The sequence below is a fragment of the Streptomyces sp. SAI-127 genome (genome assembly GCF_029894425.1).
In the GTDB taxonomy this organism is placed as follows: domain Bacteria; phylum Actinomycetota; class Actinomycetes; order Streptomycetales; family Streptomycetaceae; genus Streptomyces.
Map to the genome: position 1 here is coordinate 4,713,875 of NZ_JARXYJ010000001.1, position 22,129 is coordinate 4,736,003.

20 protein-coding genes and 1 pseudogene are annotated in these 22,129 nt (G+C 71.5%); 6 read left to right on the plus strand and 15 right to left on the minus strand.

Features of this window, described 5'->3' with window-relative positions; genetic code table 11:
• Window positions 1–48 precede the first annotated feature (48 nt).
• Window positions 49–2,575 (minus strand): annotated as a pseudogene (locus M2157_RS21450) (ATP-dependent Clp protease ATP-binding subunit).
• Window positions 2,576–3,004: 429 nt separating this feature from the next.
• Here M2157_RS21450 and M2157_RS21455 point away from each other — a divergent pair.
• A complete protein-coding gene (locus M2157_RS21455) occupies window positions 3,005–3,685 on the plus strand; it encodes an SCO3374 family protein (RefSeq protein ID WP_280865975.1) in 681 nt (226 codons plus the stop codon).
• A 35-nt stretch (window positions 3,686–3,720) separates the two neighbouring features.
• On the opposite strand, the gene M2157_RS21460 is transcribed toward M2157_RS21455, so the two are convergent.
• The 10 genes from M2157_RS21460 to M2157_RS21505 all read right to left on the minus strand — a co-directional run bounded on the left by M2157_RS21460 (window position 3,721) and on the right by M2157_RS21505 (window position 11,882).
• Window positions 3,721–4,056 (minus strand): Lsr2 family protein, encoded by a 336-nt coding sequence (locus M2157_RS21460; protein ID WP_280863311.1) that lies wholly within the window; start codon window positions 4,054–4,056, stop codon window positions 3,721–3,723.
• Between the two features lie 221 nt (window positions 4,057–4,277).
• Window positions 4,278–4,826, minus strand: coding sequence for an amino-acid N-acetyltransferase (locus tag M2157_RS21465; protein ID WP_057612446.1), 549 nt, complete (start codon window positions 4,824–4,826; stop codon window positions 4,278–4,280).
• A 9-nt stretch (window positions 4,827–4,835) separates the two neighbouring features.
• On the minus strand, window positions 4,836–5,228 hold the full coding sequence (locus M2157_RS21470; RefSeq protein WP_328640124.1) for a BlaI/MecI/CopY family transcriptional regulator: 393 nt from the start codon (window positions 5,226–5,228) through the stop codon (window positions 4,836–4,838).
• A gap of 152 nt (window positions 5,229–5,380) precedes the next feature.
• Window positions 5,381–5,563: a hypothetical protein gene (locus M2157_RS21475; protein WP_266515543.1), complete on the minus strand. Its 183-nt coding sequence runs from the start codon at window positions 5,561–5,563 to the stop codon at window positions 5,381–5,383.
• A 56-nt stretch (window positions 5,564–5,619) separates the two neighbouring features.
• Window positions 5,620–6,315 carry a hypothetical protein gene (locus M2157_RS21480; protein ID WP_280863845.1) on the minus strand — a complete coding sequence of 232 codons (696 nt, stop codon included), beginning with the start codon at window positions 6,313–6,315 and terminating at the stop codon, window positions 5,620–5,622.
• 147 nt (window positions 6,316–6,462) lie between these two features.
• Window positions 6,463–7,260 (minus strand): type III pantothenate kinase, encoded by a 798-nt coding sequence (locus M2157_RS21485; RefSeq protein ID WP_059209184.1) that lies wholly within the window; start codon window positions 7,258–7,260, stop codon window positions 6,463–6,465.
• A 5-nt stretch (window positions 7,261–7,265) separates the two neighbouring features.
• Window positions 7,266–8,252 carry a carboxylating nicotinate-nucleotide diphosphorylase gene (gene nadC, locus M2157_RS21490; protein ID WP_280863312.1) on the minus strand — a complete coding sequence of 329 codons (987 nt, stop codon included), beginning with the start codon at window positions 8,250–8,252 and terminating at the stop codon, window positions 7,266–7,268.
• Window positions 8,253–8,257: 5 nt separating this feature from the next.
• On the minus strand, window positions 8,258–9,967 hold the full coding sequence (locus tag M2157_RS21495) for an L-aspartate oxidase (protein WP_280863313.1): 1,710 nt from the start codon (window positions 9,965–9,967) through the stop codon (window positions 8,258–8,260).
• Window positions 9,964–10,956, minus strand: coding sequence for a pantoate--beta-alanine ligase (gene panC, locus M2157_RS21500; protein ID WP_280863314.1), 993 nt, complete (start codon window positions 10,954–10,956; stop codon window positions 9,964–9,966). Before panC ends, M2157_RS21495 begins: the two co-directional genes overlap by 4 nt.
• Entirely contained in the window at window positions 10,953–11,882 is a 930-nt protein-coding gene (locus M2157_RS21505) for a DUF2520 domain-containing protein (protein WP_280863315.1), read from the minus strand. The genes panC and M2157_RS21505 overlap by 4 nt, the downstream gene beginning before the upstream one ends.
• A 173-nt stretch (window positions 11,883–12,055) precedes the next feature.
• On the opposite strand from M2157_RS21505, the gene M2157_RS21510 reads away from it, so the two are divergent.
• On the plus strand, window positions 12,056–13,267 hold the full coding sequence (locus M2157_RS21510; RefSeq protein ID WP_280863316.1) for a beta-eliminating lyase-related protein: 1,212 nt from the start codon (window positions 12,056–12,058) through the stop codon (window positions 13,265–13,267).
• Window positions 13,268–13,385: 118 nt separating this feature from the next.
• A complete protein-coding gene (locus tag M2157_RS21515; RefSeq protein WP_280865976.1) occupies window positions 13,386–14,492 on the plus strand; it encodes a DUF5937 family protein in 1,107 nt (368 codons plus the stop codon).
• Window positions 14,493–14,510: 18 nt separating this feature from the next.
• Here the strand turns inward: M2157_RS21515 and M2157_RS21520 are convergent, their stop codons facing one another.
• Both M2157_RS21520 and M2157_RS21525 read right to left on the minus strand, forming a co-directional pair.
• A complete protein-coding gene (locus M2157_RS21520; protein WP_057612434.1) occupies window positions 14,511–15,182 on the minus strand; it encodes a response regulator transcription factor in 672 nt (223 codons plus the stop codon).
• Window positions 15,183–15,263: 81 nt separating this feature from the next.
• Entirely contained in the window at window positions 15,264–16,466 is a 1,203-nt protein-coding gene (locus tag M2157_RS21525; RefSeq protein WP_280863318.1) for a sensor histidine kinase, read from the minus strand.
• Window positions 16,467–16,584: 118 nt separating this feature from the next.
• Between M2157_RS21525 and M2157_RS21530 the strand changes: the two genes are divergently transcribed.
• Window positions 16,585–17,658 carry an SAM-dependent methyltransferase gene (locus tag M2157_RS21530; protein ID WP_280865977.1) on the plus strand — a complete coding sequence of 358 codons (1,074 nt, stop codon included), beginning with the start codon at window positions 16,585–16,587 and terminating at the stop codon, window positions 17,656–17,658.
• Here M2157_RS21530 and M2157_RS21535 read toward each other — a convergent pair.
• Window positions 17,623–18,774, minus strand: coding sequence for an NADH-quinone oxidoreductase subunit D (locus M2157_RS21535; protein ID WP_057612431.1), 1,152 nt, complete (start codon window positions 18,772–18,774; stop codon window positions 17,623–17,625). The genes M2157_RS21530 and M2157_RS21535 overlap by 36 nt on opposite strands.
• Before the next feature lie 31 nt (window positions 18,775–18,805).
• Here M2157_RS21535 and M2157_RS21540 point away from each other — a divergent pair, with 31 nt between their 5' ends.
• Complete coding sequence (locus tag M2157_RS21540) at window positions 18,806–19,309, plus strand: PH domain-containing protein (RefSeq protein WP_280865978.1); 504 nt, start codon at window positions 18,806–18,808, stop codon at window positions 19,307–19,309.
• On the plus strand, window positions 19,306–20,649 hold the full coding sequence (locus M2157_RS21545) for a PH domain-containing protein (RefSeq protein WP_280865979.1): 1,344 nt from the start codon (window positions 19,306–19,308) through the stop codon (window positions 20,647–20,649). Before M2157_RS21540 ends, M2157_RS21545 begins: the two co-directional genes overlap by 4 nt.
• A 30-nt stretch (window positions 20,650–20,679) precedes the next feature.
• Here the strand turns inward: M2157_RS21545 and M2157_RS21550 are convergent, their stop codons facing one another.
• A complete protein-coding gene (locus tag M2157_RS21550; RefSeq protein WP_280865980.1) occupies window positions 20,680–22,020 on the minus strand; it encodes a hypothetical protein in 1,341 nt (446 codons plus the stop codon).
• Between the last annotated feature and the right edge of the window lie 109 nt (window positions 22,021–22,129).

Below are 22,129 nucleotides of genomic sequence, written 5' to 3' on the forward strand. Positions count from 1 at the left end.
GGCCGGCGCTTCGAAAAGCACCGGCCCCTTCTGGCGTCGCCCTGAGGCTTACGCCTCCTTGCTCAGGTTCGGCCCCGCACCGCCGGCCGCCTGCTCGATCGGCGGGACGTCGGGCAGTGCCGCCTTCTCCTCGCCGCGGAAGGTGAAGGTCTGGGTCTCGCCCTCGCCTTCCGTGTCGACGACCACGATGTGACCGGGACGCAGCTCGCCGAAGAGGATCTTCTCCGACAGCGTGTCCTCGATCTCGCGCTGGATCGTGCGACGCAGCGGTCGCGCACCCAGCACCTGGTCGTAACCCTTCGTGGACAGCAGCTCCTTGGCGGACTGGGAGAGCTCGATGCCCATGTCCCGGTCCTTGAGGCGCTCGTCCACCTTGCCGATCATCAGGTCGACGATCTGGAGGATGTCGGCCTGGGTCAGCTGCGGGAAGACGACCACGTCGTCGACGCGGTTGAGGAACTCGGGCCGGAAGTGCTGCTTGAGCTCGTCCGAGACCTTGTTCTTCATGCGCTCGTAGTTGGTCTTCTTGTCACCCGAGGCCGCGAAGCCCAGGTTGAAGCCCTTGGAGATGTCCCGGGTGCCGAGGTTGGTCGTCATGATGATGACCGTGTTCTTGAAGTCCACGACCCGGCCCTGGGAGTCGGTCAGGCGACCGTCCTCCAGGATCTGCAGCAGCGAGTTGAAGATGTCCGGGTGGGCCTTCTCGACCTCGTCGAAGAGGACCACCGAGAACGGCTTGCGCCGCACCTTCTCCGTCAGCTGGCCGCCCTCTTCGTAGCCCACGTAGCCGGGGGGCGAACCGAAGAGCCGCGAGACCGTGTGCTTCTCGCTGAACTCCGACATGTCGAGGGAGATCAGCGCGTCCTCGTCACCGAAGAGGAACTCGGCGAGGGCCTTGGACAGCTCGGTCTTACCGACACCGGACGGGCCGGCGAAGATGAACGAACCACCGGGACGCTTCGGGTCCTTCAGACCGGCACGCGTACGGCGGATCGCCTTCGACAGCGCCTTGACGGCGTCGACCTGGCCGATGACCCGCTTGTGGAGCTCGTCCTCCATGCGCAGCAGACGCGAGGACTCCTCCTCGGTCAGCTTGAAGACCGGGATGCCGGTGGCGGTCGCGAGGACCTCGGCGATCAGCTCGCCGTCGACCTCGGCGACGACGTCCATGTCGCCGGCCTTCCACTCCTTCTCCCGCTTGGCCTTGGCGGCCAGGAGCTGCTTCTCCTTGTCGCGGAGGGAGGCGGCCTTCTCGAAGTCCTGCGAGTCGATCGCGGACTCCTTGTCGCGGCGCACGCCCGCGATCTTCTCGTCGAACTCGCGCAGGTCCGGCGGCGCAGTCATCCGGCGGATGCGCATCCGGGAGCCGGCCTCGTCGATCAGGTCGATCGCCTTGTCCGGCAGGAAGCGGTCCGAGATGTACCGGTCGGCCAGGGTGGCGGCCTGGACCAGCGCCTCGTCCGTGATGGAGACCCGGTGGTGGGCCTCGTACCGGTCACGCAGACCCTTGAGGATCTCGATCGTGTGCGGCAGGGACGGCTCCGCGACCTGGATGGGCTGGAAACGGCGCTCGAGGGCCGCGTCCTTCTCCAGGTGCTTGCGGTACTCGTCCAGCGTGGTCGCACCGATGGTCTGCAGCTCGCCGCGGGCCAGCATCGGCTTCAGGATCGAAGCCGCGTCGATGGCGCCCTCGGCGGCACCCGCACCGACCAGCGTGTGCAGCTCGTCGATGAACAGGATGATGTCGCCGCGGGTGCGGATCTCCTTGAGGACCTTCTTCAGGCGCTCCTCGAAGTCACCGCGGTAGCGGGAACCGGCGACCAGCGCGCCGAGGTCAAGCGTGTAGAGGTGCTTGTCCTTCAGCGTCTCGGGCACCTCGCCCTTGACGATGGCCTGGGCGAGGCCCTCGACGACGGCGGTCTTGCCGACGCCGGGCTCACCGATCAGGACCGGGTTGTTCTTGGTACGGCGGGACAGCACCTGCATGACCCGCTCGATCTCCTTCTCGCGCCCGATGACCGGGTCGAGCTTGGACTCACGAGCGGCCTGGGTGAGGTTCCGGCCGAACTGGTCGAGGACCAGGGACGTCGAGGGTGGTGCCCTCGGCAGGCCCGCCGGCGGTGGCGGTCTCCTTGCCCTGGTAACCGGAGAGCAGCTGGATGACCTGCTGCCGCACCCGGTTGAGATCTGCGCCCAGCTTGACCAGGACCTGGGCGGCGACGCCCTCGCCCTCACGGATCAGGCCGAGCAGGATGTGCTCCGTGCCGATGTAGTTGTGGCCCAGCTGAAGGGCCTCGCGGAGCGACAGCTCCAGGACCTTCTTGGCACGGGGGGTGAAGGGGATGTGCCCGGACGGGGCCTGCTGCCCCTGCCCGATGATCTCCTCCACCTGCTGGCGGACCGCCTCGAGCGAAATCCCGAGGCTCTCAAGGGCCTTGGCGGCGACACCCTCACCCTCGTGGATCAGGCCCAGGAGGATGTGCTCGGTGCCGATGTAGTTGTGGTTGAGCATCCGGGCTTCTTCCTGAGCCAGGACGACAACCCGCCGCGCGCGGTCGGTGAACCTCTCGAACATCGTTAATCGCTCCTCAGAGCGGTCAGGCAGTGGGGGGAACTTCCCCTCCCTGTCCTTCCGCAGCTTAGTCCCGCAAGCGGGGACCGCTCATTCCAACTGCCGACACCGTCCTTGGCCTCCTGACCCCGAACGCCGACATCTGCTCCAACCCGATGGTGCGAGACGATGTTCCCGCAGGCCAGGCAGTTACCCCAGTCGCCAGTACGCCGATGGCGAACGTGAGACGGCCTTTCCTGCGTGTCGCCCCCTCCCACTAGGGATGTCTTACCCGCGCGGACCGACACTCCATGCCGCACGCCCCCCGTCCCTCCGCTATGGGCGAACAACCTTGCACCACCGCGCACCCCCGCACGCCCCCATTTCGGCCACTCTTCGCACACGCCGGTGCACCCAACGTAACTCCCGTGCCTTTCGGCGGTTGCACTTGGCATGTCCGGCAGCCACCCCTCTCTCGCCACGGATCTCACCGCGGTCCCGCTCCCCCGTCGGCCCCTCGACCTGGCCGTCTTCGGCGACGATCCGGTCCGCCGCTGGTACGAGAACGAACTGGGCTGGCCCACGGTGCCCGCCAGCACCGCGGAATCTCCCCTACGACTGCGTCTGGGGCTGCGCTTCGACGTCCTGGACATTCCGGCCGAGGCCGGCCGCGCGGCCCTGCGCCATCTCGCCGGGCCCTCGCCGGTGGCGATGCGGGGCGACCGCATGGAACTCCTGGTGGCCGCGGGCAGCGCGGAGGAGCTGCCGGGCCTGCTGGACTGGCTGGAGTGGGGCACCCTGGCGCTCGACCTGCGGGCGATCGGCACGGGCGGCGTGATGCGGGCACCGCTTCCACCGGAGCCCGCGGTGAGCGGACTCGGGAAGATGCCGTCGGGGCGGCCCACCGGGCCCGGCGAAGACGAATCCCTCGCCCTGCCGGCGCGTCCGGAACCGGGCGCCCTGCAGGGGGCCGCCGTGTGGCTGCGGCCCCCCGAGCCTGGGTGCGAGGTCGAGGCCTCGCTGCCGACTTTGTCGGCGCTTGGGGGCGATGGGGGCGCCCCCGATCTCGTACGCGTCGTGAACACGGTGGCGACGCACTGCCACCGGCTGCGCCTGCGGCGCGCCCGGCCATAAGCATTCGCAGGCCCCGGCCGCCGTGGACCTTTCGATCAGGCGTTGGCCTTCTCGTAAGCCTCGCGAATGCTCGCCGGAACTCGGCCGCGGTCATTGACCTCGTAACCGTTCTCCTTCGCCCAGGCACGGATCTGAGCGGTGTCCTGACTGCCGCCGGAAGTGGCCCGCGCCTTTCCGCGCCCACCCGCAGCTCGGCCTCCGGTACGGCGACCGCCCTTCACGTAAGGGTCGAGAAGGCCACGGAGCTTGTCCGCATTGGCAGTCGTGAGATCGATCTCGTACGTCTTGCCGTCCAACGCGAACGTGACGGTCTCGTCCGCCTCGCCGCCGTCGATGTCATCGACAAGAAGGACCTGAACCTTCTGTGCCACCGGATTTCCTTTCATCCAATACTTGAGGGCCGGGGGTCTGCGGCGTCCGCCGTTTCGCCGTCCCCTGTTATATGCAGTACTGCAGTACGTCGGAAAGCAAACCGCTTTTGCTGGGAAAACACAAACCCCCGGGAGAGACCGACAGGGCTCTCCTCGTCCGGAAACATGCGCGTTTCGGACATAGGGAACCTGGGCAGGGCCGAGCGCCGGAATCCTGGCGATCACAGATGCAGAAGCATCCGGCTGTTGCCCAAGGTGTTCGGTTTCACCCGTTCGAGACCGAGGAACTCCGCCACGCCTTCGTCATAGGAACGCAGTAGCTCCGCGTAGACATCGGTGTCAACGGGCGTCTCACCGATCTCGACGAAGCCGTGCTTGCCGAAGAAGTCCACTTCGAAGGTGAGACAGAAAACGCGGCGAACACCGAGCCAGCGGGCCGTCTGCAACAACTTCTCCAGCAACTGATGGCCGACCCCGGCGCCCTTGAGTCCGGGCTTCACGGCGAGAGTGCGCACTTCCGCGAGGTCTTCCCACATCACATGCAGGGCACCGAAGCCGACCAGCTCGGCGTTGTCGTCGCGCTCGGCGACCCAGAACTCCTGGATGTCCTCGTAAAGCGTCACGGTCGCTTTGTCGAGCAGGATGCGGTCGTGGACGTAGGAGTCGAGGAGCCGACGGATGCCGGCGACATCGCTGGTACGGGCCCGCCGGACGGTGATGGCTTTTGCGGTGACTTCGGGGTTCTCGGCGGAGGGACTCTTCGCGGACATGAGCGGACGCTATCGCCCGCCGCCCCGCGATGCCGAGTCGGGGTTCTCCGCGGGCGGCCCCTGGACCATCCGCACGGCGTCCTGGAGTGCCAGTCGCTGTTCCTCGCTCATCATGCCGAAGAAGGCGACGAGAGCGGCGGCGGGGTTGTCACTCTGGGACCAGGCGTCGTTCATCAGTGCGGCGGCGTAGGCGGCCCGTGTGGAGACCGCCTCATATCGATAGGCCCGGCCTTCCGCCTCACGGCGCACCCAGCCCTTCTGATGGAGATTGTCCAAAACGGTCATCACCGTGGTGTAGGCGATGGACCGTTCCTGCTGAAGGTCTTCCAGGACTTCCCGAACGGTGACCGGGCGGTTCCACTTCCACACCCGCGTCATGACCGCGTCTTCGAGTTCTCCCAATGGGCGAGGCACAGCTCAGCACAATAGTGGGAGATCCGGCTATCGGCGTGACGGACGGCCCTTTCAACACCAAACAGCAACAAAAAGGGCGTACGACTCGGAAAGCGCGATGGCTCGGTGAGTCGTACGCCGACGAGGGCGCCGCGGATCGCTCAGGCGTCGCCCGCGGACCCGGAGGCCTGCTTGGCCCCCTCCGCGCGCGCGAGCGCCGCGTCGACGGCCGCGTCCTCCTTGGCCTTGTTGGCCCCGCCCTGGGTCTTCACGATCACCCGGATCAGGCCGATGAAGAACACGGCCATGACGACCGGGGGCACGAGCGCGGAGACATAGTCCATGCGTCCAGAGTAGCCAGGCGCACGGGGACAACTCGGGCGGGGTGCGGTCCGTCGCGTCAGCCCGCGGCCAGGTGCTGTGGCGGGTTCGCCGGGGGCGGGGCCGGTTTGCGGCGGGGGAAGACCTCGCCCGGGGTGGGGATGGGCCGCCGGGAGGGCTGGGGGGCGGCGGGGGCGGGTTTCTCCGCGGGTTTCGCCGGCGGCTGCGCCGGACGCTTCGCCGGCTCCTTGGCGTTCTGGTCCGCGGGGCCGCCCCGGGCGATCTCGGAAGGGCCTCCGGAAGAGCCACCGGAAAGAGATCCGGAAAGGCCACCGGGCAGCGCCAGGAGGCGTGTACGGGAGGCGGGGACCGCTGGGGCGACCCGTGCACGCCGGGTGGCCGTGGAGCCCGCCAGACGGGCCCGTACGGCCCGCTCGGCCAGCACCTGGCAGCGGCTCAGCAGCGCTGCCGCGACCGGGTTGCCGCGCAGCGCCCTCAGCGCGGCGAGATCGTCGGGCTCGGGCCGGTACCCGGCACCCAGCGCCTCCTCCAGCAGGGTGAGGTAACCGGCGGCGGTGCCGGGCAGCGCGGCTCGGTACCGGGCGAGGTCGGCCACCAGGAAGGCGCGCAACCGGGCACCCTCACGCACCGCCTCGTCGAGGGACTCGGCGAGGCGATGGCAGTCCTTGATGTCCTCGGCCGAGGCGGGGGCGGGGTGCAGGGCGAGGGCGAGAGCGCGGCGGAGCACGCGCAGCTCCTCCACGCCGAACGCCATGCCGCCGCGGGATCCGTATGGCGTGGGCATGCGGCGACAGTACGCGCTAATCAGACAAATTCGTCATAGCGGACGGGTGTGGCGCGACCAGGCCACCCGCCCGGACGCGCGGCCGGTCACCGGGCTGCCGGGCGGCCGACGGCGGCGTCACATCCGCGATACGTTCCGCTCGTACACCAGCCGCAACCCCACCAGCGTCAACCACGGCTCGTGCTCGTCGATCACCGACGACTCGCCCAGGACCATCGGCGCCAGTCCACCCGTGGCGATCACCGTCACCTCGTCCGGATCGTCCGCGAGCTCCCGGGCCATCCGGCCGACGACCCCGTCGACCTGCCCGGCGAAGCCGTACACGATCCCGGACTGCATCGCCTCGACCGTGTTCTTGCCGATCACGCTCCGAGGCCGGGCCACCTCGATCTTCCGCAGCTGCGCGCCCTTCACGCCGAGCGCCTCCACGGAGATCTCGATACCGGGCGCGATGACTCCGCCGACGTACTCCCCGCGCGCGGACACCGCGTCGAACGTCGTCGCCGTACCGAAGTCCACGACGATCGCAGGGCCGCCGAACAGCTCGACGGCGGCCACCGCGTTGATGATCCGGTCCGCCCCGACCTCCTTGGGGTTGTCGGTGAGGATCGGCACCCCCGTCTTCACCCCGGGCTCGACCAGCACGGCCGGCACGTCGCCGTAGTACCGCCGCGTCACCTCACGCAGCTCGTGCAGCACGGACGGCACGGTCGCGCAGATCGCGATCCCGTCGATCCCGTCGCCCAGTTCGTCGCCGAGGAGCGGATGCATGCCCATCAGCCCCTGCAGCAGTACCGCCAGCTCGTCCGCCGTCCGGCGCGCGTCCGTGGAGATCCGCCAGTGCTCGACGATGTCCTCGCCGTCGAACAGCCCGAGGACGGTGTGCGTGTTGCCTACGTCGATCGTGAGGAGCATCGCGACTACTCCGCCTCGCGCAGATCGAGGCCGATGTCGAGGATCGGCGAGGAGTGGGTGAGCGCCCCGACGGCGAGGTAGTCGACCCCGGTGTCGGCGTACGCGCGCGCGTTGTCCAGCGTCAGCCGCCCGGAGGCCTCCAGCGCGGCCCGCCCGTGCACGACCGCGACCGCCTCCTCGCACTCCCCGGGCGTGAAGTTGTCCAGCAGGATCAGATCGGCGCCCGCGTCCACGACCTCCCGCAGCTGGTGCAGGGTGTCGACCTCGACCTCGATCGGCACGTCCGGGAAGGCCTCCCGTACGGCCTTGAAGGCCGACGCGACGCCACCGGCGGCGATCACGTGGTTGTCCTTCACCAGCGCCGCGTCGGACAGCGACATCCGGTGGTTGACCCCGCCCCCGCACCGCACGGCGAACTTCTCCAGCGACCTGAGCCCCGGGGTCGTCTTCCGGGTGTCGCGCACGCGTGCCTTGGTGCCCTCCAGTGCGTCCGCCCACGCGCGCGTGGCGGTCGCGATGCCCGAGAGCCGGCACAGCAGGTTGAGCGCGCTGCGTTCGGCGGTGAGGAGGTCACGCGTGCGTGTGGTGACCGACAGGAGCTTCTGTCCGGCCTCCACCCGGTCGCCGTCCTCCACGTGCCGCTCGACCTCGAACTCGTCCTCGCAGACCACCGAGACGACCGCCTCGGCGACCCGCAGGCCGGCCACGACGCCCGCCTCCCGCGCGACGAAGTCGGCGGTGGCGACGGCGTCCTCGGGGATGGTCGCGACGGTCGTCACGTCCACGCCGTGGTCGAGGTCCTCCTGGATGGCGACGTTGGCGATGTCCTCGACCTCCACGGGGTCGAGTCCGGCGTCGGCCAGGAGCTGCGCGAGCGCGGGGTCGAGCCCGCACTCCAGATATTCCTCGTCGGGAGCGTCGGAGGCGGCGCCACAGGCGCAGCCGTCGCCGCAGCCGCCGGAGGAGGCGAGGGGAAGGTCGTCGGTGCTCACTGCTGTCACTGCTCCTGAAGGGGCTGCCGGGTCGGGGGGAAGTCTGCGGTATCGGTGGTGTGTACGGCGAGGGTCCGGTCGGGATTGAGCCGTACGACGATGTGGCGGCGCCATGCCGTGTCGTCCCGGTCGGGCTGGTCCTCGCGCCAGTGGCAGCCGCGCGTCTCCTCGCGCTGCAGGGCGGCGGCGACCAGGACACGGGCCACGCACAGGAGGTTGGTGGCCTCCCAGGTGTCGACGCCGGGCTCGGCCGTCTTGCCGTTCTCGGCGAGGGCGTCGCGGGCGTCGGAATGCAGCTGCTGCAGGAGACCGGCGGCCTTGGACAGGGACCCGGCCGAGCGCAGCACTCCCGCGCCCTGGGTCATGATCCGCTGGATCGCGAACCGCGCCTCGGGCGCGAGCAGGGGATGCGCGGGCCTCTCGGGCCGCTCGACGGGGGCGGGCACGCGCGCGTGGAGCCCGGCACGGCTCGCCACGATGTCGGCGGAGATGCGCTCGGCGTACACCAGTCCCTCCAGGAGGGAGTTGGAGGCGAGCCGGTTCGCGCCGTGCACGCCCGTGCAGGCGACCTCGCCGCACGCGTACAGGCCCGGGACGGTCGTACGCCCCTGGGAGTCGGTGCGCACGCCGCCGGAGGCGTAGTGGGCGGCCGGCGCGATCGGGATGGGCTCGGCGACCGGGTCGATGCCGTGGGCGCGGCAGGCGGCGAGGATCGTCGGGAAGCGGTGCTCCCACATGTCGGCGCCGAAGTGCCGGGCGTCGAGGAACATGTGCTCGGCGTCCTGCTCCTGCATGCGCCGTGTGATGCCCTTGGCGACGATGTCGCGGGGCGCGAGTTCGGCGAGTTCGTGCTGCCCGACCATGAAGCGCACGCCCTCCGCGTCGACCAGGTGGGCGCCCTCGCCGCGTACCGCCTCGGAGACCAGGGGCTGCTGCCCCTCCGCGTCCGCACCCAGGAACAGCACGGTCGGGTGGAACTGCACGAATTCGAGGTCCGAGACCTCCGCACCGGCCCGCAGGGCGAGCGCCACGCCGTCGCCGGTGGACACGGACGGGTTGGTGGTCGCCGAGAAGACCTGGCCCATGCCGCCGGTCGCGAGGACGACCGCGGGGGCGTGGACCGCGCCCACGCCGTCGTGCTGGCCCTCGCCCATGACGTGCAGGGTGACGCCCGCCGTCCGGCCGTGCGCGTCCGTCAGCAGGTCGAGCACGAGCGCGTTCTCGATCGTGCGCAGTCCACGCGCGCGTACGGCCTCGACGAGCGCCCGGGAGATCTCCGCGCCGGTGGCGTCACCGCCCGCATGCGCGATCCGGCGGCGGTGGTGGCCGCCCTCCCGGGTGAGCTCCAGGTCGCCCTCTTCGGACTCGTCGAAGTGCGCGCCGGTCGCGATCAGGCGGCGTACGGCTTCCGGTCCCTCGGTGACGAGGATCCGTACGGCTTCCTCGTCGCACAGGCCCGCGCCCGCCACCAGCGTGTCGTCCAGGTGCTGTTCGGGGGTGTCGCCCTCGCCGAGGGCCGCGGCGATGCCGCCCTGAGCCCAGCGGGTGGAGCCGTCGTCGAGGCGGGCCTTGGTGACGACGACGGTCCTGAGGCCCTCGGCCTCGCAGCGCAGGGCCGCGGTCAGGCCCGCGACCCCGGAGCCGACGACCACGACGTCCGCTTCGATGGACCACCCGGGCGCGGGCGCGTGCAGTCGTATGCCTGTGCTGGTCACGAGGCGGCTCCGAAGGTCAGGGGGATGTTGTCGATCAGCCGGGTCGTCCCCACCCGGGCGGCGACGGCGAGGACGGCCTCGCCGGTGAAGTCGTCGTCGATCTCGCTGAAGTCGGACGGGTCGACGAGCGCGAGGTAGTCCAGGGCCAGCGGCGGGTCCTGGCGCGCGGCGTCGTCCAGGATCAGACGGGCGGCCGCGCGGACGGTCGAGGGCGAACCGGGAAGGGCTTTGGCGACGGCGTGCGCGTCGGCGGCCGCGCGGGACTCGCCGAGGGCGCTCAGTGCCTCGGCACGCGCGTGCGTGGCGGGCACTTCGCGGGCCCGCGCGCGCAGCGCCTCCTGTGCCGCGTGCCGGTCGCGGCCCGCGAACAGCGCGCGCGACAGGGCGAGCGCCGTGCGCCGCTCCTGCGGCTTGAGGTAGCGGTTGCGGCTGGAGAGGGCAAGGCCGTCGTCCTCGCGCACGGTGGGCACGCCGACGATCTCGACGCCGAAGTTCAGGTCGCGCACCATCCGGCGGATCAGAGCGAGCTGCTGGGCGTCCTTCTGGCCGTAGAGGGCGATGTCGGGGCGGGTGAGGTGCAGCAGCTTGGCGACGACGGTGAGCATGCCGTCGAAGTGGCCGGGCCGCGAGGCGCCCTCCAGGCGCCCTCCCATCGGGCCCGCGCTGATGCGCACCTGGGGCTCGCCGCCGGGGTAGACCTCGTCGACGGAGGGTGCGAAGACGGCGTCCGCGCCGGCGTCCTCGGCGATCTTGAGGTCGGCGTCCAGGGTGCGCGGGTAGCGGTCCAGGTCCTCGCCCGCGCCGAACTGGAGGGGGTTCACGAAAACGGTGACGACGACCTCGCCGTCGGGTCCGGCGATCTCGCGCGCGGTGCGGATGAGGGTGGCGTGGCCCTCGTGCAGGGCGCCCATGGTCATCACGACGGCCCGGCGGCCCACGCGCGCGCGTGCGTGCAGTTCACCGGCGGTGCGCAGCAGGGTCGTGGTCATCGGGCGTCTCCCTCGGCGCCGTTGCTACCCGTGGCGAGTACCCCGAGGAGGTCCTCGGCGAGCTCCGGCTTCAGCAGTCCGTGGGCGAGCGCCCGGTCGGCGGTCGCGCGGGCCATCGCGAGATAGCCCGCGACGGTCTGCGGGGCGTGCCTGCGCAGCTCCGTGACGTGCGCGGCGACCGTGCCGGCGTCCCCGCGCGCGACGGGTCCTGTGAGGGCCGCGTCACCGGAGCGCAGGGCGTTGTCGAGGGCGGCGCCGAGCAGCGGGCCGAGCATCCGGTCCGGGGCCCCGACTCCGGCCGAGCGCAGCAGCTCCATGGCCTGGGCGACCAGCGTGACCAGGTGGTTGGCGCCGAGGGCTAGGGCCGCGTGGTACAGCGGCCGCTTCTCCTCTTCGATCCACTCGGGTTCGCCGCCCATCTCGATGACGAGGGCCTCGGCGGCCAGCCGCAGTTCCTCGGGAGCGGTGACGCCGAAGGAGCAGCCGGCCAGGCGCTCGACGTCCACGGGGCTGCCGGTGAAGGTCATCGCCGGGTGCAGGGCCAGCGGCAGCGCGCCCGCGCGCAGGGCAGGGTCCAGGACCTTCGCGCCGTACCGCCCGGAGGTGTGCACGAGCAGCTGCCCCGGCCGCACGGCACCGGTCTCGGCGAGTCCCTCGACGAGACCGGGCAGGGTGTCGTCGGGGACGGTGAGCAGCACCAGGTCGGCACGCTGCAGGACGTCCGCGGGGGTGACGATCGGGACGTCCGGGAGCATCTGCGCGGCCCGCCGCCGGGAGGCGTCGGAGACCCCGGAGACGGCCACCGGCCGGTGCCCGGCGAGTTGGAGGGACACGGCGAGCGTCGGCCCCACCCGGCCGGCGCCGACGACGCCTACGGTGAGCCGCGCGGGGCGGTCCTTGTTGTCTGGCTGTTGGGCTGTACTCACGCGACGGCGGCCTTCCCGTTCCAGTCCGCATCTGGGTACCGGACGATTTCTCGTCATGTTAACGCGATCGGTTCGAGGGGCGTTCGGTTGTCCACAGGCTGTGGGTTTCCCTGTGGGCCGGGGAGTGCGGAAATCCGTGTGCCCGCGCCCGGGGCGCACGAGATGATCCGGGCATGAGTGACACAGCGGAGCAGAGCGCGGGGCAGGCGGCGGACGAGGCGCGACCGGAGCAGCTCACGGAGGCGGAACGGCTTCTGCGCCGCCGCGCACGGCGCATCAGCGCGTATCGGAGCGCGACGCGCACGCTGGCGCGCCTGGGGTTGCTCGCACCTCTCCGCGAGCGCCTGTCGCTGCTCGACGGGGCGGACGCGCTCTACGACCTGGACGAGCCGTCCGACCTCTACGGGAACGGCATCGTCGAGGCCCTGGAGGAGAAGGTCGCAGGACTCCTCGGCAAGGAGGCCGCCGCCTTCTTCCCGACCGGCACGATGGCCCAGCAGGTGGCGCTGCGCTGCTGGGCGGGCCGGACCGGCAACCCCACCGTCGCCCTGCACGCCCTGGCCCATCCCGAGGTGCACGAGCGCGACGCCTTCCGGGAGGTCTCCGGTCTGCGCCCGGTCCATGTGACGAGCGAGCCACGGCAGCCCACGGCCGACGAGATACGCGGCTTCGAGGAGCCCTTCGGGGCGCTGATGCTGGAACTGCCCCTCAGGGACGCCGGTTTCGTGCTGCCCACCTGGGAGGAGCTCACCGAGGTCGTGGAGGCGGCTCGCGAGCGCGACGCCGTGGTGCACTTCGACGGGGCGCGTCTGTGGGAGACCACCGTCCACTTCGGCCGCCCCCTGGCCGAGATCGCGGACCTCGCGGACAGCGTGTACGTGTCGTTCTACAAGTCCTTCCAAGCCTTCGGCGGGGCCGCACTCGCCGGCCCGAAGACCCTGATCGACGAGGCGAAGACCTGGCGGCACCGGTACGGCGGCGCGGTCTTCCAGCAGTTCCCGACCGTCCTGTCGGCCCTCGCCGGGCTGGAGCGGGAACTGCCCAGGCTGCCCGAGTACGTCACCCACGCGCGCGTGGTGGCCGCCGCGCTGCGCGAGGGGCTCGCGGAGGCCGGGGTGCCGTGGGCGCGGGTCCACCCCGAGGTGCCGCACACCTTCGACTTCCAGGTCTGGCTGCCGTACGGCGTCGACGAACTCTCCGAGGCGGCGATCCGGCAGTCGGAGGAGACGGGGACGGCCCTGTTCATCCACCCCTGGGACGAGAAGGGCCCCGGCCTGTCCATGACCGAGGTCGCCGTCCGCGGCGCGGCCCTGGAGTGGACGGCGGCGGACGTGAGGACGGCGGCCGCGGACTTCGTCGCCCGGCTGAGGGAGGTCAGCGGCTGAGCCCAGGCTGCGCCGCAAGTGACAGCCGTGTCGCCTCGAATGACGGCCGCGTCGCGTCGATTGACGGCCGCCGTCAATCGAGGACGGCGTTGTCAGTGGCGGGGTGCACCATGAGGTCATGAGCGTGCGCATCGACATCGCGGGGCTGCGGCCGCAGAGGGTCGCCGTCGTGCCCTCGCCCTTGGCCGAGCTCGGCATGGCGCTGCACGCGCTGGCCGAACCGGGGCACCATCCGGGGCTGCAGGCCTGGGTGACCGGCGTGACCGCCCGGCTCGACCCGCATCTGGCCGACCGGATGTGCGAGGCGGACTTCCTGTGGCGGACGACGTTCTCGGACCTGTTCATGCCCTTCGCCGGCATCGCGGGCCGGACAACGCTCCCCGGGGCCTCCATCGCCGAGGATCTGGACCTGCTCGACAAGCTGACGGACGAGCAGTTCGTGGACGCGGCCCTGGAGTTCACCTGCGCGCTGCCGTACTCCTCGCACGGCCCGAGTGTGCTCTCCGACGCCGCGTTGCACCGGCGCGCCCTGGAGCTGGCCGCGTCGCGCGGACCGCAACAGGTGCGGTTCGCCGAGCGGCTGCTGTCCGACCCGCCGCGGATCCGGGCCTGGTTCCGGCAGTTCGTGGAGGACTGCGACGAAGCGTTCTTCGCGGACACCTGGTCGCGGCTGCGCCACCAGCTCGCGGCGGACGCCCGCCACAAGACGGACCTCTTGCGCCGCAAGGGCCTCGCGGAGGCGCTCACCGCGGTGTCGTCGGCGGTCACGCTCGACGAGGCGCAGGGCCGCATCACGGTCGACAAGCTGGGCATCGGACACAGCGCCACGGCGGAGGGCGGTCTGCTGCTGATCCCCACGAGCCTGGGCTGGCCGCACCTGAGCGTCCTGCACCGGTACGGCTGGCAGCCCGCCCTGCACTACCCCGTCGGCTCCCCCGAGCTCGCCTCCCCGCCCTCGGTCGAACAGCTGACCCTGCGGCTGACCGCGCTCTCCCACCCCGTCCGGATGCGGCTGTGCCGCCACCTGGCCCGCAGCGCCTACACCACGAGCGAGCTCGCCCAGGTGCACGGCATGACCGCCCCGGAGATATCCCGGCACCTGAGCGTCCTGAAGAAGGCGGGCCTGCTCACCACCCGCCGCCGCGGCCGGTACGTCCTGCACCAGCTGGACGTCACCGTGGTGGCGCGGCTCGGCAGCGACTTCCTGGAAGGGATATTGAGGTAGCCCCGACCGAGCCGTGGCTCAGCCGTGCCCGCCCGCGCGCACCAGCCCCGTCTCGTAGGCGAGGACCACCACCTGCACCCGGTCCCTGAGGCCCAGCTTGGTCAGGATGCGGCCGACATGGGTCTTCACCGTCGCCTCGGACAGCACCAGCCGGGCCGCGATCTCGCCGTTGGAGAGCCCCTGTGCGACCAGCACCATGACCTCGCGCTCGCGGCCGGTGAGCCGCTCCAGCTCCTTGTGCTGGGGCTCCTTGCCGGTGGCGGGCAGCATGGGCGCGAACCGGTCGAGCAGGCGCCGGGTCGTCGAGGGGGCGACCACGGCGTCGCCGCTGTGCACGGAGCGGATCGCGGTGAGCAGTTCGCCGGGCGGCACGTCCTTGAGCATGAAGCCGGAGGCCCCCGCCTTCAGCCCGGAGAAGGCGTACTCGTCCAGGTCGAAGGTGGTCAGGATCAGCACCTTCGGCGGTTCGGGCTCCGAGCAGATGCGGCGGGTGGCCTCCACACCGTCGAGCTTCGGCATGCGGACGTCCATCAGGACGACGTCCACGGCGGTCGAGCGCAGCACCTGGAGTGCCTCCACGCCGTCCCCCGCCTCCGCGACGACCTCCATGTCCGGCTGGGCTGCGAGCACCATCCGGAACCCGGTGCGCAGCAGCACCTGGTCATCGACGAGCATCACGCGGATCGTCATCGGGCCTCTTCCGTTTCCTCGGGGTCGTGCGGCAGGTCGCCAGGGGGCGTGACAGGTGTCAACAGGGGGCGTGCGTCGGCGTCAATGCGCTGGTTTGAGCGGCAGCAGCGCACTGATGCGGAATCCTCCGCCGGGGCGGGGACCCGCGTCCAGGGTGCCGCCGACCATGCCGACGCGCTCGCGCATGCCGATCAGGCCGTGGCCCGCGCCGTCGGCGCCGCCCTCCTCGTACAGCTCGTGCGGAGCGCCCTTGCCGTCGTCCTCGACGAGCAGGCCGAGGCCGTCGTCGAAGTAGACCAGGCGCACGCTCGCGCCCGCGTTCGGGCCGCCGTGCTTGCGGGTGTTGGTGAGCGCCTCCTGCACGATGCGGTACGCCGTGAGCTCGACGCCGCTGGGCAGCGGGCGCGGGGTGCCCTCGATCTTGAAGTCGACGGGGAGACCGGAGCCGCGGCACTGCTCGACGAGGTCCTCGATCTGCTCGACGTCGGGCTGCGGGACGTACTCGCCGCCCTCCTGGTGCTCGCCGGTGCGCAGCACGCCCAGCAGGCGGCGCATCTCGGCGAGGGCCTGGCGGCCGGTGGAGGAGATGGTCTCCAGTGCCTTCTTGGCCTGGTCGGGCGCGGCGTCGAGGACATAGGCGGCGCCGTCGGCCTGGACGACCATGACGGACACGTTGTGCGCGACGACGTCGTGCAGCTCGCGGGCGATCCGGGCGCGCTCGGCGGCGACGGCGACCTTCGCCTGCGCCTCGCGCTCCTTCTCCAGGCGCGCGTTGCGCTCCTCCAGCTGCGCGAAGTACGCGCGCCGGGTGCGGATCGAGTCGCCGAGCACCCAGGCCAGGGCGAACGGCACGGTCTGGAAGATCATGATCGCGACATTGCCGAGCGCACCGGAGTTCTCGTTCGGCCAGCGCAGCTGCGCGACGGGGGCCGCGCACAGGCCGATCGTCAGCGCCAGCCGGGAGGCCCAGCGGGTGCCGGTGGCGGCCACCGTGTAGACGATCACCAGGAAGGCGAAGTCGGCGCTCGTGGTCTCCACGTCCAGCGCGAGCTGCACCACGCCGAGCGCGATGGCCAGCAGCAGCATGCGCTCCGGCATGCGTCTGCGCAGCGCTATCACCAGGCACAACAGCAGGACAATCGGAACGATCGCCAACGGGGACTCGGTCCCCTGGGACTCCCCACGGGCGGTTTCGCTCGCGAGCGAGATCCCGAACAGGAAGACGGCCCAGAAGACGTCGACCCCTGTCGGGTGCCTGCGGAGGAAGTCATAGAGGCGCTGCACGTAACCCAGCGTAGGGAAGCGTGATGTGTGCAGGGGTCAACCGGAGGACCGATCCGTACCGCCCGCACGTACTCCCCAAGGTGGAGGCCCTCTTCCCCTGTGCGCCTAGCCTGGCGGCGTGACCGATGACACGACGGCCGGGCCGGCGGGCGACTGGACCGGCTGGCGGGCCGCCACCGAGGCCGCCCTCTACGGCCCCGACGGCTTCTACCGCAGGCCGGAGGGCCCGGCCGGGCACTTCCGTACGTCCGTGCACGCCTCGCCGTTGTTCGCCGAGGCCGTGGCCCGGCTGCTGTGCCGCGTCGACGAGGCGTTGGGGCGGCCGGCACGGCTCGACTTCGTCGACATGGCCGCGGGGCGGGGCGAGTTGGCCACCGGCGTCCTCGCCGCCCTGCCCGCCGACGTGGCCGCCCGCACGCGCGCGTACGCCGTCGAGATCGCCGACCGCCCCGATGCCCTCGATCACCGGATCGAGTGGCTGACCGGGCCGCCGGAGAACATCACGGGGCTGCTGTTCGCCAACGAATGGCTGGACAACGTACCCGTGGAGATCACCGAGACGGACTCCTCGGGCGTCCCACGACGGGTGCTCGTACGACGGGACGGTCGCGAGCGTCTCGGAGAACCGGTCGCCGGGGCGGAGGCAGAGTGGCTGGACCGGTGGTGGCCGCTGCCGCCCGAGGAGGGGCTGCGGGCCGAGATCGGCCTGCCCCGGGACGAGGCGTGGGCGTCGGCGGTCACCACGGTGGAGCGGGGGCTCGCGGTCGCCGTCGACTACGCGCACACGGCATCCTCACGCCCCCTGTTCGGGACGCTCACCGGTTTCCGTGAGGGGCGCGAGACGGCACCCGTACCGGACGGGTCGTGCGACCTCACGGCCCATGTGGCGCTGGACGCGTGCGCGCTTCCCGGAGGGCGCGTGCTGACCCAACGCGACGCGCTGCGCGCCCTGGGCATCGCTGGCGCACGCCCCCCGCTCACGCTCGCGACCACGCGGCCCGCGGAGTACGTGCGCGCCCTCGCGCGTGCCGGAGAGGCCGCCGAGCTCAGCGCGGCGGGCGGCCTCGGCGACTTCGGCTGGCTGCTCCAGCCCGCGGGCCTGTCCGTCGGGATTCCGGACGCACCCCACGCAACCCTCGACGGGCCGCTCGCCGACCTACTTGTCGATGTCCCCGACCACGAAGAACAGTGACCCCAGGATCGCCACCATGTCCGCGACCAGCGTGCCCGGCAACAGCTCCACCAGGGCCTGGATGTTGTTGTATGAGGCCGAGCGCAGCTTCAGCCGGTACGGAGTCTTCTCGCCCTTGCTGACGAGGTAGTAGCCGTTGATGCCGAGCGGGTTCTCGGTCCACGCGTACGTGTGCCCCTCGGGCGCCTTCAGGACCTTGGGGAGCCGCTGGTTGATCGGTCCGGGCGGCAGCTCGGCGAGCCGGTCCAGGCAGGCGTCGGCGAGGTCGAGGGCGTTGTGGGTCTGCTCCAGCAGGACCTCGAAGCGGGCGAGGCAGTCGCCCTCCTCGCGCGTGACCACCTTCAGCGTGTCCTGGAGCTCTCCGTAGCCGAGGTACGGCTCGTCGCGGCGCAGGTCGAAGTCGACACCCGAGGCACGCGCGATGGGCCCGCTGACGCCGTACGCGTGGACGGCCTCAGGCGCGAGGACGCCCACGTCCCGGGTGCGACCCCGGAAGATCTCGTTGCCGAGCACCAGGTCGTCGAAGCGGTCCATGCGCGACCGCACGGCGGAGACGGCGGCACGCGCGCGCGTGGACCAGCCGGCCGGCAGGTCCTCCTTGAGGCCGCCGACGCGGTTGAACATGTAGTGCATCCGGCCGCCGGAGACCTCCTCCATGACGTTCTGGAGGACCTCCCGCTCCCGGAACGCGTAGAAGACCGGGGTGATGCCGCCGAGCTCCAGCGGATACGAGCCCAGGAACATCAGGTGGTTCAGCACCCGGTTGAGCTCGGCGAGCAGCGTGCGCGTCCACACCGCGCGCGTGGGGACCTCCATGCCGAGCATCCGCTCCACGGCGAGGACCACGCCCAGCTCGTTGGAGAAGGCCGACAGCCAGTCGTGGCGGTTGGCGAGCATGATGATCTGGCGGTAGTCGCGCGCCTCGAAGAGCTTCTCCGCACCGCGGTGCATATAGCCGATCACCGGCTCCGCGCTCATGATGCGCTCGCCGTCCAGGACGAGCCTCAGGCGCAGCACACCATGGGTGGACGGGTGCTGCGGTCCGATGTTGAGCACCATGTCGGTGCTCTCCGCGGCGCCGCCGATGCCGACCGTGGTCTCCGTCGTAGGAGTCATGGACACAGTCTCTCCTACGTACGCTGGCCCCATGGAGACGGGGAGCGGGCAGAACACCGAGGTCGCCGACGACGAACCGGTGTGGATCGGGCTGCCGCCGGGGCTGCTGCGGATGCGCCGGCTGTTGCTGGTGGTGTGGCTGGGACTGCTCGCCGTGGCCCTGGGGCTGCTGCTCGGGCTGCTGTGCGGGCCGGTATGGGCGGCCTTCGCGCTGCTGCCGCTCGCCCTCATCGGCTGGGGCTGGGTGATGATCGGCCGCAACTGGCGCTCCTGGCGCTATGCCGAGCGCTCCGACGACCTGCTGATCAGCCGGGGCGTGCTGTGGCGTGAGGAGACCGTCGTGCCGTACGGCCGCATGCAGCTGGTCGAGGTCACCTCCGGGCCCGTGGAGCGGCACTTCGGGCTGGCCAGCGTCCAGCTGCACACGGCGGCCGCGGCGACCGACGCGACCATCCCCGGCCTCGACCCGGCCGAGGCCGAGCGGCTGCGCGACCGGCTCACCGAACTCGGCGAGGCCCGATCGGCGGGCCTGTGACGGCGCCGGGCGTCGACGACGCCGTGGAGGACAAGCCGGAGAAGGAACCCGTCACCGAGCGGCGGCTGCATCCCATAACGCCCCTCAGGCGGGCGTGGGCGCCGGTCGCCGTCGTCATCGGGTGGGCCGTGCACGACCCCGACCAGACGCAGCGCCAGCTGACCCGGCTGACGACCACCACGCTGCTGATCGCGCTCGCCGTCATCGTCCCGGCCGCCGCCCTGTACGGCTTTCTCACCTGGTGGTTCACCCACTTCGCGGTGACCGACACGGAACTGCGCATCCGGACCGGTCTGCTGTTCCGGCGTACCGCGCACATCCGGCTCGAGCGGATCCAGGCGATCGACGTCACCCAGCCGCTCCTCGCGCGCGTGGCGGGCGTCGCGAAGCTCAGGCTCGACGTCGTGGGCACCGACAAGAAGGACGAACTGGCCTTCCTCGGGGAGCGCGAGGCGCGGGCGCTGCGCGCGGAACTCCTCGCGCGCGCCGCCGGGTTCGCCCCCGAGACGGCGCACGAGGTGGGCGAGGCACCGGCGCGCGAGCTGCTGCACACGCCTCCGCGCGATCTCGCGCTCTCCCTCGTGCTGACGGGCGCCACCTGGGGCAGCCTGGTCGCCGCCCTCGTCGTACCGCCGCTGCTGTGGATGGCCACCCACAGCGTCTGGACGGTACTCGCGACCGCCCTGCCGCTGCTCGGCGCGGCGGGGGCGAGCAGCGTGGGGCGGTTCGTCACCGAGTACGACTGGACGGTCGGCGAGTCCCCGGACGGGCTGCGCATCGACCACGGGCTCCTGGACCGCAGCCACGAGACGGTGCCACCGGGGCGGGTGCAGACCGTACGGATCGTGGAGCCGCTGCTGTGGCGGCGGCGCGGCTGGGTTCGGGTCGAGCTGGACGTGGCCGGTTCGTCCAACTCCGTGCTGGTGCCGGTCGCTCCCCGCGAGGTCGCCGAGGCGGTCGTCGCGCGCGTGCTGCCCGGCGTGACCGTGCCGCCGCTCTCGGCGCTGTCGCGGCCCCCGCGGCGGGCCGGCCGGTGCGTGCCCCTGTGGTGGCGCGGCTACGGACTCGCCGTCACCGACGCGGTGTTCGCGGCGCGGCAGGGGCTGCTGCGGCGCAGCCTGGCACTCGTCCCGCACGCGAAGGTCCAGAGCGTACGGCTCGCGCAAGGGCCCTGGGAGCGGCTGTGGCGGGTCGCCGACGTCCATGTGGACACGGGAGCGAACAAGACCGTCACGGCCCGCCTGAGGGACGCCCAGGAGGCCGCGGAGCTGCTCAAGGCGCAGGCGGAGAGGTCGCGGACGGGACGGAAAGGGGCACGGCCCGACCGCTGGATGGTCTGACCGTGCCCCTGGTGAGCGCCTGTGCGTCCGTCAGGAGACCGCGCTGCGCAGTCCCTTCAGGTCGATCTGTTCCGTCTCGTCGTGGGCCGTCAGGTCGATGACCTGGCCGACGCCCCGCGACTCCTCGTCGGCCGGCTTGAACTCCGACTCCGCCTCGGCCTTGTGCAGGGCGAGGGCCTCCTGACCGACGACGTCGGCGAGATCCTCGTTCTGCACGGCCTCCAGGGCGTCCTGCGAGGTACCCGCCTTCGTGCCGAAGAAGTCGAACCCGCCCTCGATCCGGGGGCGCCGCGCGGGAGCCGCGGGCACGACCGCGACCGCGGTCGGTGCGATGAAGTGCCCGGCGGGCTGCTGCTGCGGCTGGACGGCTCTGCCCGTGGTGGTGGCGGCCGCGCGCTCATGCCCGTCGGCCGCCTCGGGCTTCCCCCGCGCCTCGTCCTCCTGCGCGGCCTCCGCCTCGGTGCCGACGGCGTCCGCCGCGCCGGAAGCCGCGTTCACCGGCTGCCCGTTGGAGTCGGCCTTGACCTTGGGATCGGCCTTGGAATCGGCCTTGGGATCGCTCTTCGCGGCAGCCTTGGGCTCAGCCTTGGCCTTGGCCTTGGTCCCGGGCTTGGCCTCCGGCTCGGTCTTCGGCTCGGTCTTCGTCGTGGTGGCCCCGTCGCCGTCCTCGTCGAGCCGCTTGAGCGCCGCGTTCGCCCGCAGGAACAGCCGGGACCCCTCCGGGGAGAAGATCGCGGGCCGTTCCGGAGTCTCCTCCGTGGCCTCCGTGGCCTCCGAAGTCCCCGCAGTCTCCGAGGCCGTCTCCGCCGTCCCGGAGATCTCGGTCTCCGCCTCGACCGCGGCCTCGGGCCCGTCCTCGGCAGCCAACGCCACGGCCTCCGCGTCGGCCTGCGCCGCCGGGAGCGCACGCGCCGGGGCGGCCTCTATCTCCAGCAGCCGACGGCCCTCCAGGGCGGTCGCCCGCTCGGTCTCCGCCGTGGCGTACCGCCGCAGCAGTGCCGCGTGTTCGTTGCGCAGCCCCGCCAGCTCCGCGCGCTTCGCCCGCAGCCGCTGCTCCAGCTTCACGCGCAGCTCGCGCGACTCCTCGAGATCGGTCTCGAGTTCGGCGACCCGCTCCTCGTGCCGCCACTCGTCGCCGGCACGCGCGCGCGTGAGATCCGCGACCTGCTTGCCCGCCTGCGCGTCCCAACGGCGCATGACGGCAGCCCCCACGACCGCGACCGCCGCGGCGACCGCGGCTATCACGCGCAGCACGGCCTCTTGCGAGAACACCCAGGGGCCGAAGGCACAGACGAGGGAGACGCCAGCGATCGCCGACGGAGGCAGCAGCCTGTGCAAGGGCGGGGAATGGCGGTGACGTCCACGTGGCATGGCCAGAAACTTACCGCGCGTAGGCGAATCGTGGTGCCCCGCCCCGTAAAAACACAGCCACCCCGTTGCCTTCACACGACATCAGGAATCGGAACGGCGCCGAATTCGG